General features: G+C 43.9%; 15 protein-coding genes. 5 read left to right on the forward strand and 10 right to left on the reverse strand.

The features are described from left to right. Positions 1-68: 68 nt before the first annotated feature. Positions 69-2138: a transglycosylase domain-containing protein gene (locus tag IE222_RS07540; protein WP_191271363.1), complete on the forward strand. Its 2070-nt coding sequence runs from the start codon at positions 69-71 to the stop codon at positions 2136-2138. A gap of 206 nt (positions 2139-2344) precedes the next feature. Here IE222_RS07540 and IE222_RS07545 read toward each other — a convergent pair whose 3' ends face one another. Next, a complete protein-coding gene (locus IE222_RS07545) occupies positions 2345-2854 on the reverse strand; it encodes a YwhD family protein (RefSeq protein WP_191271365.1) in 510 nt (169 codons plus the stop codon). 18 nt (positions 2855-2872) lie between these two features. After that, positions 2873-3496 (reverse strand): site-2 protease family protein, encoded by a 624-nt coding sequence (locus IE222_RS07550; protein ID WP_191271668.1) that lies wholly within the window; start codon positions 3494-3496, stop codon positions 2873-2875. A gap of 212 nt (positions 3497-3708) precedes the next feature. Here IE222_RS07550 and thmT point away from each other — a divergent pair, with 212 nt between their 5' ends. After that, on the forward strand, positions 3709-3894 hold the full coding sequence (gene thmT, locus IE222_RS07555) for a 2-hydroxymuconate tautomerase (RefSeq protein WP_191271367.1): 186 nt from the start codon (positions 3709-3711) through the stop codon (positions 3892-3894). 130 nt (positions 3895-4024) lie between these two features. On the opposite strand, the gene IE222_RS07560 is transcribed toward thmT, so the two are convergent. The 4 genes from IE222_RS07560 to IE222_RS07575 all read right to left on the reverse strand — a co-directional run bounded on the left by IE222_RS07560 (position 4025) and on the right by IE222_RS07575 (position 6808). Further along, positions 4025-4255: a hypothetical protein gene (locus tag IE222_RS07560; RefSeq protein WP_191271369.1), complete on the reverse strand. Its 231-nt coding sequence runs from the start codon at positions 4253-4255 to the stop codon at positions 4025-4027. A 132-nt stretch (positions 4256-4387) separates the two neighbouring features. Continuing rightward, positions 4388-4891 (reverse strand): YwgA family protein, encoded by a 504-nt coding sequence (locus tag IE222_RS07565; RefSeq protein WP_191271370.1) that lies wholly within the window; start codon positions 4889-4891, stop codon positions 4388-4390. 29 nt (positions 4892-4920) lie between these two features. Further along, positions 4921-6222, reverse strand: coding sequence for an HD domain-containing protein (locus IE222_RS07570; protein ID WP_191271670.1), 1302 nt, complete (start codon positions 6220-6222; stop codon positions 4921-4923). 364 nt (positions 6223-6586) lie between these two features. After that, the gene (locus IE222_RS07575; RefSeq protein ID WP_191271672.1) at positions 6587-6808 is read right to left on the reverse strand and encodes a YuzB family protein; all 222 of its coding nucleotides are present in this window, start codon (positions 6806-6808) and stop codon (positions 6587-6589) included. 385 nt (positions 6809-7193) lie between these two features. On the opposite strand from IE222_RS07575, the gene IE222_RS07580 reads away from it, so the two are divergent. After that, positions 7194-7973 (forward strand): RsfA family transcriptional regulator, encoded by a 780-nt coding sequence (locus IE222_RS07580; RefSeq protein ID WP_191271372.1) that lies wholly within the window; start codon positions 7194-7196, stop codon positions 7971-7973. Positions 7974-8057: 84 nt separating this feature from the next. Here the strand turns inward: IE222_RS07580 and lipL are convergent, their stop codons facing one another. Beyond that, positions 8058-8912 (reverse strand): octanoyl-[GcvH]:protein N-octanoyltransferase, encoded by an 855-nt coding sequence (gene lipL, locus IE222_RS07585; RefSeq protein WP_191271374.1) that lies wholly within the window; start codon positions 8910-8912, stop codon positions 8058-8060. Positions 8913-9146: 234 nt separating this feature from the next. After that, a complete protein-coding gene (pta, locus tag IE222_RS07590; RefSeq protein WP_191271376.1) occupies positions 9147-10118 on the reverse strand; it encodes a phosphate acetyltransferase in 972 nt (323 codons plus the stop codon). A gap of 259 nt (positions 10119-10377) precedes the next feature. Between pta and hemQ the strand changes: the two genes are divergently transcribed. Together hemQ and gerQ are read left to right on the forward strand one after the other, a co-directional pair. Then, complete coding sequence (hemQ, locus tag IE222_RS07595) at positions 10378-11124, forward strand: hydrogen peroxide-dependent heme synthase (RefSeq protein ID WP_191271378.1); 747 nt, start codon at positions 10378-10380, stop codon at positions 11122-11124. 417 nt (positions 11125-11541) lie between these two features. Beyond that, the gene (gene gerQ, locus IE222_RS07600) at positions 11542-12015 is read left to right on the forward strand and encodes a spore coat protein GerQ (RefSeq protein WP_370465021.1); all 474 of its coding nucleotides are present in this window, start codon (positions 11542-11544) and stop codon (positions 12013-12015) included. A 52-nt stretch (positions 12016-12067) separates the two neighbouring features. Here the strand turns inward: gerQ and IE222_RS07605 are convergent, their stop codons facing one another. Both IE222_RS07605 and IE222_RS07610 read right to left on the reverse strand, forming a co-directional pair. Further along, positions 12068-12439, reverse strand: coding sequence for a DUF423 domain-containing protein (locus IE222_RS07605; protein ID WP_191271381.1), 372 nt, complete (start codon positions 12437-12439; stop codon positions 12068-12070). A 122-nt stretch (positions 12440-12561) separates the two neighbouring features. Then, positions 12562-12870, reverse strand: a complete 309-nt coding sequence (locus tag IE222_RS07610; protein WP_191271383.1) for a YwdI family protein — start codon at positions 12868-12870, stop codon at positions 12562-12564. Positions 12871-13469: the final 599 nt, after the last annotated feature.

The raw sequence follows: 13469 nt of genomic DNA on the forward strand, positions 1-13469 counted from the left end.
TTTTTTAGCAAAACACGGCCTTTAAACTGGGGCGTTGATTTTTTAAAAAAAGACAGGTGGTGGCCACTGTGGAAATCATGACGGATCACGGGTTTCGTAAGACGATTAAAATCTTTCGCGCTATATTGTTCATCAGTTTGATCGGCATGGTTTGTATGGCTATTGTCCTGATCGGCATCCTGGCCTACGCCAAGGTTCTAGGCGCACCGCCGCTTGCTGTGCCGCAGTCGACGCTGTACTTCTCGGACGACGGTACGTTGATCGGCGAAAGCAATAGCGGGCAGAAGCGTTACTGGGCTAAGCTCGACCATATTTCTCCAGATTTAGTGAATGCCACGATTTCAATTGAAGATAAAAGCTTTTTCGACCACCACGGTTTTGACTACAAACGGATTGCCGGAGCAGTGATTGCCGATGTCAAGGCATTTGCCAAGGTACAGGGCGCGAGCACAATCACCCAGCAATATGCACGAAATCTGTTTCTAGAACATGACAAAACGTGGACACGGAAGCTTCATGAGGCCCTTTATACGATCCGCCTGGAAATGAATTATTCAAAAAATGATATTTTGGAAGGCTATTTAAATACCATCTACTATGGAAACGGTGCATATGGTGCCGAAGCCGCAAGCCAGTTTTATTTTGGTAAAAAGGCAAACGAACTCAGCTTGGCAGAGGCAAGCATGCTGGCAGGGATTCCAAAGGGGCCTGGCTACTACTCACCGCTGCGTTCACCGGAAAACGCCAAAAGACGCCAAGCGATTATTTTAAACAGCATGGTCAAGAATGGCTATATCAGTAAAAAAGAAGCAGAAGCAGCTGTCGAGGAAAAGCTGGTATTCACCGGTGTTCATACAACCCAAAAAGTGAAGGCGGCCCCGTATTTCCAGGATGCCGTGAAAAATGCCCTGAAAAATCAGCTCCATTTAGATGACCGTACCATTGCTCTTGGCGGGTTAAAGGTGTACACCACCCTAAACCTAAAGCAGCAAAAGGCGGCGGAGGAGCAAATCAAAAAATATGTATCCAGCTCATCGGAGATTCAGACGGCCTTAGTTGCGATGAATCCGAAAAATGGTTACGTCCAGGCAATGGTGGGCGGCCGGGATTATGAAAAAAGTCCCTTTAACCGTGCCGTTCAGGCAGTAAGGCAGCCTGGTTCAACCATCAAGCCGCTGCTGTACTACAGTGCACTTGAACACGGCTTTACCCCTTCGTCAACAATGCGCAGCGAATATACGACGTTTCACTTTGATGACGGCAGGACTAAATATACACCGCATAATTTTAATAACAAATATGCCGACGGGGAAATTACCCTCGCTCAGGCCCTAGCTGTATCGGATAATATTTATGCCGTTAAAACGCATTTGTTTTTAGGAGAAGAGGTGTTAGCGGAGACAGCGCAGAAATTTGGACTGTCTACGAAAATGGCACAGGTGCCTTCACTTGCCCTTGGAACATCAGGCGTTCGCATAATTGAAATGGCCAATGCCTACAGTCTGCTTGCCAACGGCGGCAAACGCGTCTATCCGACCTTGATTACGAGAGTGGAAGATTATAACGGCAAGGTGATTTTTGAAAGAAAACAAGAATCGGAAAAGGTTCTCGACCCGGCTAAAGCATATGTGATGACGCAAATGATGACCGGTGTGTTTGATACCAAATTGAATGGCTACGCCAAGGTAACTGGAAGCACGATTGCGGAAGACCTTACAAGACCGTATGCTGGAAAGTCCGGATCAACGGAAACGGACAGCTGGATGATTGGCTATTCGCCGCAGCTTGTTTCGGCCGTTTGGGTCGGCTATGATGTCGGCAAACCGATTGAGCTGCGTCCGGAAAAATCATATGCGAAAAATATCTGGGCTAATTTTATGGAAGAGGCCTTAGAGGGCAAATCAGTAAAAGCCTTTAAACCGCCAAAGGACGGGGTGATCGGCGTCTATGTAAACCCTGAAAACGGGAAGCTTGCAACAAAAGACTGTCCGGTCCGGCGCTTCACCTACTATGTCACAGGAACGGAGCCGGCTGAGTATTGCACCGAGCATTTGAAAAACGGCACCGGCAGTGAACCGGCAAAAGGCGGGCAAAAGATGAAAAAGCCTTGGTACAAACGCATCCTGCCGTGGAGCTAATTTTGCCACTTTGAATTAATAATCTGAACTGGTCTGGGAGCCCCTCATTCTCGTTCCCCTATAACGGAAAAAGCTCCGGAAATGATTCCGGAGCTTTTTCCTGTCCTAGTCTTACAGTGTTTTTCACACTTCTTATAATACTACCCATTCTTTTAAAAAACTACAAGAGATTCATCATTTTATTTTTTCAAAAAAATTTCTAAATTTCACAAATTTGTCAAACTTTCCTTCAATTCGTCACTTGAATTATTCCATAACGCTTCATTATGTGCTAGAAGAAAGTCGGCCAGTATCTTTTTGGACTTTGCATCCATGTCATCAACAATAATATGGCGCTTAAGCGACTTATCCATGCGGTTGACATGCTCAGGCAGTGACTTGTAGCCGCGGCGGATTTCTCGGTCAACGGTCATGAAGCACGCCGTCACACCGGCATAATAAGGCCCTTCTTCCTTGCGGTCAATCGTTACCCACACAAGCCAATACGGCTTGCCGTTTGGAACTTCCTCTTTATTCGGTAAAAATTTGATCCCCTTTTCCACGGCACTGCGGGCATGCATCGCTCCAACATCAATCTCCGCCTCGCCTGCGTCGACATCAATGATGACAGGTGATACGTTATCAAGGCTAAGGGCACCTTTTCCATACCCCTTATGTCCGGCAGTCGGATCACTTTTGATAATATTAAAGCCCAATTTTTTCTTTTTATCTTCCATTATGGCTCGAAACCTCCTTTAAAAAAATACCCCATAAAAGAAATTACTTAACAGATCCCAAATCCAAGGGATGACAAAGCTGAAAATCGGTCCGATCGTTACGTTGTAGAGCGGGTCGATAAGAACTAAGATCAAAAAGATCAGGATTCCATACTGTTCATATTGTGTCATTTTTGCTCTCAAATGGTTAGGCGCTAAGTCCTCGACAATCCGGTAGCCATCCAGCGGCGGCAGCGGCAGCAGGTTAAAAATGAATAAAACAATATTAAGCCTGATAAAAATATCTAGAAAATCATAAAAATTATCCGTCAAGTTAAAGCCGGCGCGAGATAAACCATAGCCAATCATAAAGCCAATGCAGGCCAAAAGCAAGTTCGACAGCGGGCCGGCGGCAGATACGAGAATCCCTGCCAGACGCGGCTTTTTGAAAAAGTAGCGGTTGACCGGTACCGGGCGGGCCCAGCCGAACCCGGCAATCAAGATTAAGATCGTGCCAAACGGGTCCAGGTGCTGTAGCGGATTTAACGTCAGCCGCCCCTGTTTTTTCGCCGTCTCGTCACCAAATTTATAGGCGACATAGGCATGGGCAAATTCGTGCAGCGTGAAGGCAAACACCAACGTAATCGCCACATAGGGAATCATTCGCAAGGGATATGCCAAAAATCCTTCTAAAAAATCCAAACGGGCTACTCCTCCTTATTATAACGGCTTTATTTAACCGAACTGTCTCTATTTTCCTTATAGTATACATGAAACCGGTTTGAAAAAGAAAATCAAATGATAGGCAAGATATTGCACTTTTCCGTCAATTATGGAACACTACTAAAGTAGTCCATTTTAAGGAGGTAAAGAGAATGCCATACGTAACAGTCAAAATGCTTGAGGGACGTACCGAAGACCAAAAGAAAGCGTTAGTCGAAAAAGTAACTGACGCCGTCAGCGAAACCACTGGCGCACCAAAAGAGAACGTCACTGTCTTCATCGAAGAAATGAGCAAAAATCACTACGGCGTAGCAGGTGTACGCTTTAGCGACAAATAAGTTAGTGACATAATTTGGTGTCAGGCATCATGTGATTTTTTCACATTCCAGCTTCAGCGCTTGATACAGTTTGAGAGTAAAAAAGAGTGTGAGCCATCTGAGGTTACACACTCTTTTTGGTTTCGTCCCATTATAGATTTAGATTATCCTTTGGACTTTCGAGTTTGATTTTTTCGAGTTCAAGGCGCATTTTTTCAGTTTCAATTAAATAGTTTTGATGTTTTAGTTTTTCAAGCTCCAGCTGGTCTTTAACCATTTCTGCCTGTAATTTTGCCTTCTTCGTTGAATAGCCTCCCAGAATCGCAATAATGGGAATACCGAAGATCATCACAATCGCAACCAATCCTACAAATTCACCCATGTAGCATCCTCCTTCACCACTCCGATAGACAAATCATAACAGAATTTCAAAAAAATTCATATTCCTTCCAAATAAAAAACGCCTGTATACCCGACTTACACCGAGACCAAGCGTCTTTTCCTATCCGTATCTCTATTGAATTTTCGCTTTCAAGCTTTCAATATACTGATAAGCCTCATCAATTTCCGCCTCTGTGTAGCGCTGGCTGCTTTTTAACGTAAACACCTTGTTCATAACCTCTCCCTTCGGGAGGTCGTCAAAAAACAGCACCGTTGAGACCAGCTCTAAAAATCTGGCATTTTGCTCATTCATATCTATTAAGCAATCTTCTAAACACGGCATGTCCACTTCATTTATGCTCAAGAACTCTTTCCCGGTCTCGGTCAGCGTATAGCGGTATTGAAAATAACCGCCCTTTTTTTCCTTAACCTCATTCAAAAAGCCCATGTTGCATAGCTCTTCTACTCTTGTCGTTAATTCCTCAGAGTATGGGCCGTAAAAATGAAACTGAAATCTATCATTAAATGGAAATTGAATTTTTTTCGCAATGTATATCATCTTTTGCAGCTTTTTCCGCCCGATGATTTCGCCAGAAACCAAAATCGCCTGCATCAGCTTGGCATGATCTTTTAACACTATTCGTCATCTCCTACTCCATTTAACAGCTATTCTAAAAGGGTACGTATCTGCTTCTTTATATCCTTTGCATTTGATTCATCGGCAAGAAAATCAGCAGGATAATAGAGTTTATGGTCGGTTCTTCGTTTTCCTGAAATCGCATCGACAATCTCTGATTCTCTAGAAAGCTCCCGTAATTCCCCGTTTTTCATCAATAAGTGAATCGGCAGCCGCTCTTCTTCCTCGCCCGGACGATAAAAGTCGTAAGGCAAATCAGAGGAGGAATCCACCACCAAATAATAGTCAGGATCAATCCCTGCTTTTAAAAACAGGCCATTTAACTCGGCCAGCTTTTTGTATTCCTTAGCCGGGTCGAACTCGGCATACTTAAACAAATTTCGATTGACAAAACGGCGGCACAAATCGCTTAAGATCGGGTCGGCCTCATTCTGCCAAATTTGAAAATAAAACATAATGACCGCTTCATCTAACTTTAAGTAGTCTTCTAATGTGACGTTTTCAGTTTCACTAAAAAACGAGATGAAATGCTGCGGCTCGTGTTTAAAGGCATAGTTATCCTTATATAGCTGCTTCGCCCGGTGGAGGATTTTCGTCAAAATGACCTCTGCGCTGCGGGAAACTGGATGAAAATACACCTGCCAGTACATTTGATAGCGGCTCATAATATAGTCTTCAACCGCGTGCATACCGCTTTTTTTAATCACGACCTGCTCTTCCCGAGGGCGCATGACGCGCAAAATCCGTTCCATGTCAAATTGGCCGTAGCTGACCCCGGTAAAATAGGCGTCACGCTGCAGGTAATCCATCCGGTCAGCATCAATTTGACTGGAAATTAAACTGACTACAAGCTTTTTTTCTGAAGTCTTCGCAATCACTTCTGCAACTTTTTCCGGAAATTCGGGACTAACGTTTTTAAGTACCTTGTTTACCTCTGTATCGCCTAAAATAATCGCCCGTGTAAAATCCTCATGATCAAAATCGAATACTTTTTCAAATGCGTGGGAAAACGGTCCATGGCCAAGGTCATGAAGAAGGGCGGCACATAAGGTGAGAAGGCGGTCCCTATTGTCCCATTCCGGTCTGCCGTCAAAGACATCGTCAATGATACGGCGGACAATTTCGTAAACGCCAAGGGAATGGTTAAAACGGCTGTGCTCTGCCCCGTGGAAGGTCAAAAAGGTCGTACCAAGCTGTTTAATCCGCCTTAAGCGCTGAAACTCCTTCGTTCCGACTAAATCCCAAATCGCCCGGTCACGCACATGAACATAGCGATGGACAGGATCCTTAAACACTTTCTCTTCACTCAACTTCTCCACCATATAGGTCATCCGCTTCCCTCTTCCCATTAACATTCCAATAAACCTAATTAACCGAACATCATTATTTCTATTATATACCAAAAAAACACAAAATTCCGCAGGATTTTTCGACAAGTGCTGTTGCTTTGGTGTCAGGCACCGCGAATAGCGGAAGCGCCTTGGTCAGCACCGACTAGCATAAGACGAGCCGGCTGAAAGGTTGCTTTTTAACCTTTTGGACGGATTAGCATATGACTCGAGGCGCTAGGCGCTGGAGCAGAACATGTGAAAAATTCACATGGTGCCTGACACAACTCTCAAAAAATGACACCTTAAAAAGAAAAATCACCTTTGTCCATTCCAGCAGCAAAGGTGATTTATTCTTTTTTCACGTCTATTTTATCTTTTTATTTACTTTTTCCATTAATTCCTCTTCTGACAGGGCGGCGACTGGGCGGTTGTTGACGAAGGCGAAGGTCTTTTTCCGTCCTGGCCCGCAATATGATTGGCAGCCGATTTTGATTTCGGCATTCGGATCAGCTTCTTTCAAACGAGGGATTAATGTCTTCAAATTTACGGCTTGGCAATCATCACAAACGCGAAATTCATTAGCCATTTCCGACAACCCTTTCTTCAAGCACTCTATAACATTATTTTACCCAACCGGCAGCTTAGAATTTCACCAGCTGGCAAACAATAGAAAAAATAACAAATCATCATCCATTTTACTCCTAACGTATTTTACATTTTCTATCCTCCTAATGCAAGCAGCAATCTTCGGCCACCCTCAACAAGTCCTGCGAATATCAACAACTTTCACGATATCCCACCAGACAAACAATTTTTACCAGAAAAAATAGCTATTTAAAAAATCTATTATCCTTTTAACCATTTTGGTATAAACCTTGAAAAACTTGTCCATCATAAGACTAGAACTTTTAAATTACAGCCAGCATCAGGCTAGTATTCATTGGAAAATAATTATTAGGGAGTTGAAACAAATGAAAGTTCGTCAAGACGCATGGACAGATGAAAACGATTTGCTCTTGGCTGAGACTGTCCTTAGACATGTAAGGGAAGGCAGTACCCAGCTGAACGCATTTGAAGAAGTGGGTGACAAGCTGAACCGAACCTCCGCGGCCTGTGGCTTCAGATGGAATGCAGTTGTCCGCCACCGCTATGAAAAAGCATTGGCATTAGCCAAAAAACAACGGAAACAAAGACAACGAATCTTAGGAAAAGATCAAGGCGGGAAGAAAAAACTGCTTTATAATCCGCCGGTTGGGGCACCTGAAGAACTAGAAACAATGCCAGTCAATATGGAAATCCCTGCTATGCCGGAAATGCCTGCCATGGATGTATCAATAGCGGATGTACCAGCTTCCGAGGTTCAGAACTTAACCGCAGAAATGGCAATGGAATCATACGTCAAGCCGCAGCCGCAGGTATATACACAGCCAGTAACTGGAGCAGGACTAACGATGGATTCAGTGATTGCTTTCTTGCAAAACTTTAAACATTCCAATCTGCAAAATGAAGCATTAAAAAGTGAGAATGAAAGATTAAAGCGGGAAATCGCCGAGTTAAAGAGACAAAACGAGGAAATGAGCGCCAAGGTAAGGGGCCTAGAGGAAAATTCCGAAACGATGCAGGAAGACTACGAAACATTAATGAAGATCATGAATCGTGCCCGCAAGCTTGTCTTATTTGAAGAAGAGGAAAGACCCGCTACTAAATTCAAAATGGACCGTAACGGAAACTTAGAAAAAGTTGCGGAATAACCATGCAAACTGCCATATATGGGGAGAAGGAGAACAACGCGCAGCATCTCCATTAAAAAAGAGAGGCCGACTCTAATGAAGGTGTCACACCTGTGAGTCAGCCTCTTTTTGCATGGCCAAAAATGGCTCATTCCGCTCTGCAATCCGCTGCAAATATCCCGGCAAAAGCTCAAGCTCATGTTCATTTAATGACCCGGCATAAAGCAGGCCGCTGTGTTGCTTTAACTGGATTAATAGACGCTGCATCACATCGCTGACGGAAAAATTACAGCCGTACAGCTCCGACAAGGAAGCCATTACTTCCGGCACAATCATCGGATAGACAAACTTTGTCTCGTCGTTCCGCTTCGCTCTTGAGTAAAACTTGCGTACAATCTCCGCGCGCTTCGAACCGCTGCCGTCCACACACAAATAAATCTGGACCGCCACGCCTCTTCGCAGCCGCCTTTGCGAGATTCCGGCAAACTTTTTTCCATTTATACTAAGATCATAGCTTCCAGGACAATAGGAGCCGACGATTTCACGCGCTTCAATCGTTTGCGAAAAATCAGCAAACATGCTCTGAATCAGCGCCCACATCGTATCATAGCCGCGGTTAATATCAATCCCTTTTTCTGCTTCCGGAAAAATAAGCGAAATATTGAGGACTCCTGCGTCAAGAACAACCGCCAAACCGCCGGAATTCCGGACAATCACCTGATACCCCTGTGCATTTAAAAATTGAATCCCCTCTTGCAAATAGGGCAGCTTCGAATCCTGTATGCCCAATACAATTGTATTGTCATGAACCCATGTGCGCGCCGTCGCCGGTGCCGTTCCCGCCCCAACAGAGGCACACAACGCATCATCATAACCAAATGAATCCAGCGCCGAAAACTGCAAACCTGCAGAAGACTGATCAATCACCCGCCACTCAGGCTGATGCAATAAACCTTCCATAATGGTAACTCCCTTTTTGCATTTAGTGTCAGGCACCATGTGAAAATTTCACATTATCTAGCTCCAGCGCCCAGCAACTAGTGTACTTCGCTCTTCTCCTTACGATAAGTCAACATCGATTCGCTTTGCTCGTCGTGTTTCCTTTATCTCATTCGAAGCGCTCCTTCCATACGTTGCTAAACGAGCGCTTCCGCTTTCATGGTGCCTGACACCTCTTATAAAATCCACTTTACATTATAATCCCTGCGCTGCCGTAATCAGTGCAAGTTTATAAACATCTTCTTCGTTGCAGCCTCGGGATAGGTCGTTTACCGGGCGGTTTAAGCCTTGGAGAATTGGTCCGACTGCTTCGAAGCCGCCTAGGCGCTGGGCGATTTTATAGCCGATGTTGCCCGCTTCAAGGCTTGGGAAGATAAATACGTTAGCGTCACCTTGAATCACAGATCCTGGCGCCTTGCTTTTCCCAACAGACGGGACAAACGCAGCATCAAATTGGAACTCACCATCAAGCACAACCGATGGATCGCGGCGTTTCGCTTCCGCAACGGCAGCCACCACGCGCTCAGTTTCTTCTGATTTTGCTGAGCCCTTTGTCGAAAAGCTCAACATTGCCACACGTGGTTCCACGTCAAACATCTCAGCCGTTTTCGCGCTCTCCAATGCAATCTCCGCTAAATCATTGCTGTCCGGTGCAATATTAATCGCACAGTCAGCAAAGACATACTTCTCTTCGCCGCGCACCATAATGAACACACCTGACGTCTTCTTCACGCCTTCTTTTGTCTTAATGATCTGTAAAGCAGGTCGGACCGTATCAGCTGTTGAATGAGTCGCACCGCTGACAAGTCCGTTCGCTTTATTTAGATACACAAGCATCGTGCCAAAGTAGTTAACATCTAATAAAATCTTGCGAGCATCCTCTTCGGTCGCCTTTCCATTGCGCCGTTCCACAAACGCGGCGACAAGCTCGTCCATCCCAGCGTAATTCGAAGGGTCATAAATTTCCACTGCATCCAACGATACCCCAAGTTCAGCAGCCTTTGCCTGAATCTGTTCAATATTGCCAAGCAAAATCGGTATCAGTAATTTTTCTTCCGCTAAACGGCCTGCTGCTCTTAAAATCCGTTCATCTAAGCTTTCTGGAAAAACAATTTTCATTTCCCGTCCGGAAATCTTATTTTTCAATCCTGTAAATAAGTCACTCATAACCCCAAACCTCCTATAATTAAACTCTACCTTTAGCATACTTTACTAAGCCAATTTTTCAAACTATGTACATCCCCAAATTACGCTTTCAAGCAAAAATTTTTCTATTTTAAAAATTGCGCCCTGTCTTTTACTATCTTCCCATTCTTATAAAAATATCCAACTCAGTTGAATTAAGGTTTTATATAGGCATGTGTTGGTCAAACTATGTTATAGTAATGGTGTTCTATGAACAATGATTATTTAGGAGTGATTATCAATGAATGAAGCAGCACAAACGCTTGACGGCTGGTATTGTCTGCATGATTTCCGCAGCATGGACTGGACAGCTTGGAAAATGCTTTCCAGCGATGAGCGCCAAGCAGCGATCCACGAGTTTTTAAGTCTAGTTGAAAAATGGAATACAACCCAAGAACGTAAAGAAGGCAGCCATGCATTATATACCGTTGTTGGTCAAAAGGCTGATTTTATGATGATGATCCTTCGTCCGACAATGGAAGAGCTGAATGAAATTGAAACCGAATTCAATAAAACCAAATTAGCAGAATATACAATTCCTGCTTTTTCTTATGTGTCAGTAGTAGAACTCAGCAACTATATTCCATCTGACGGCGGTGACCCATACCAAAACCCATATGTACAAGGCCGTCTTTACCCAATTCTACCTAAAGCGAAGCATGTCTGCTTCTATCCAATGGACAAGCGCCGCGAGGGCAATGACAACTGGTACATGCTGCCGATGGAAGATCGCCGCAGCTTGATGAAGAGCCATGGCATGATTGGCCGCCAATATGCTGGAAAGGTGAAGCAAATCATCACCGGTTCAGTCGGCTTTGACGATTATGAATGGGGCGTAACGTTATTCGCAGACGATGTGCTGCAGTTTAAAAAGCTTGTCTATGAAATGCGCTTTGATGAAGTCAGTGCCCGCTACGGCGAATTTGGTGCTTTCTTCGTAGGAAATATTTTAGAGGAAGAACGCGTATCCAGCTTTCTCCATGTGTAAATAACGAGGCTCTCAGCAAATGCTGAGAGCTTTTTTATTTTTCCACCTAAACCTCAAGTCATATATCCTTCATTTATCTCATACTATTAAACAGTGAGAGCATAAGCTAAGCCCCGAACTAAATCTCTATAAAAAAATAATTCCTGCCCTTTTAGGCACCAATTTGGGGTTTATGGAGTATGAATAAAATTGTTTAAGGAAAAGGGGCGGAGCGCCGCATAAGGTGATTCATTCTAACCAATTGCAGTAAAAATTATTTTTTCACATTTCAAGGATTAGCGCATTTTTGCTCTGCTCACACCGCCTTTATTGGCAAGATGTAGTGTTCTGAATGGGGTTCCATAGGTTCCATAGTAAATTGAGTGTACTTCGCCATTAAAGTTTGGGGCCATTGTTTATTTCTTATTAGGAGGGAAAATGATGAACCAATATTACAATCCTCAAGGATACCAGCCGTATACTGGTGCGGCTGGGCAGCAGGGGGCACAGCCGATTGCGGGCGGAGGCCAAAGTCAGACGTTTTTCCCGACGCAGCCGCAATTTCCACCGCCGGGCGCAGGAACTGTCCCGCGTCCGCCATCGGGAGGTTCGTCCGTACCAGGCATGCTCCCAATTGAGCAGTCATACATTGAAAACATCCTACGTTTGAACAAAGGGAAATTAGTAAGTGTATTTGCAACCTTTGAAGGCAACAACCAATGGAATGCAAAGGAATTTAAAGGTATCATCGAGGCGGCAGGAAGAGACCATGTCATTTTGAGTGATCCGCAAACCGGAACCCGTTATCTCATCCCAATGGTAGCGGTCGACTACATCACATTTGCTGAAGAAATCGAGTACGAATACCCATTCGGCGGGGGGCCGACGTTAGGTACATTTCCACCAAGATAATATAAAAAGGCATTGGAGCTGTATTCGAAAGCCCAATGCCTTTTTTCCTGTGTTAAAAATTTTTCAGTGCACCAACAATCATTAGAATCCAAGCCGCTAAAAAACAAACGCCGCCAATTGGGGTAATCGCACCAAGCGGTCCTATTTTTGTTAAGCTTAGGACATACAAGCTGCCGCTAAACAAAATAATTCCAACGAGCATCAACCAGCCCGACCAAGAAAACAACGAACTAGAAGCGGCCTTTCCAAGCAGCAGAGCAATCACTAAAATCCCCGTTGCATGAAACATCTGATACTGCACACCCGTCTTCCAAATCTCCAAATAATGCGCATCAAGCTTATCCTTCAGCCCATGCGCCCCAAAAGCCCCAAGCGCCACCGCCAAAAACGCATTAATTGCTCCAATTACAATAAACGTCTTCATCATCAATTTCCTCCATTTTTTGAAGCATGGGACGGTTCTTTTGTTTCATCGCGAAACTGTTTTACGACAGTAGAACAATGATCCTCCCGCTTATGCTTGCTAAAGATCTAAACGATCTCCTCTTAAAAGTCGAACAATGAGTCACCGTTTGCTTCATCCTCAAGCTCCAGTTTTTTTAGCTGTAGTGTAGAAACCGGCTGCTGAACAATTGGAACCGCAGGCTGTTGTGGAACCACAACAGGAACTGGCCGGCCAATAACCGGTTCATTCCATGACTCCGCCGCCTTTGCCTGTTTTTCGTCAAGAATCAACTCGCATAATATTTTAATAGAGTAAATCCTTTCCCGCAAGTTTTCCTGCTTGGAAGCAGCCTTTGCCTGCATTAATTCCTCTTCCATTTTCGCTAACAGCTTTTGTACAGATATATTCACGAGCGCCACCCCTGCCCTTCAATCTCGTTATCTATTCTACATGAGTATCGCCTTTTTTTCGAAAAATTAGACCGTCGACATGTTTCCACATGTTTCACGTGGAACATGTCGGATTATGGTAATTTGTATCTCCTATCATCATAATCACAGGGCTGGCTTCCGTACTTTTGCCAAAAATAAAACTCGTACGTTTCAAGTAACGGGTTCTCTTGAAGGGGACAAAATCGCACACTTACTCGCATTGTTTGAGTAGATGTTTTTTGTTGATATTAAGCCATTGATAGGATTTTTATTATTAAAATCGCACTCGATCTTGCATTAATTAACCTTGTACAATGGTATGTTTCTGGTGATTTTAATTACTGATTTTATATTCATTTTTTATATCAAATTATTCATTTTTGATTTTCGTGTAGTATGAAAGTTCATAGGCGGAGAATTTCCGGCTAATACATAAAAGAGAGGCTTAAGAAGCAGATATAAGAGGAGATATTCCGATTAACTGATCTAAATAAGTCAAAATCCAAAGATTTGGATAAGATAAACGGAAAACCTCCCCTTATTTTTAGGGAAATATGGGTATTTCCCAATTTAAACGG

The sequence above is a fragment of the Neobacillus kokaensis genome (assembly GCF_014656545.1).
Classification (GTDB): Bacteria; Bacillota; Bacilli; order Bacillales; family Cytobacillaceae; genus Neobacillus; species Neobacillus kokaensis.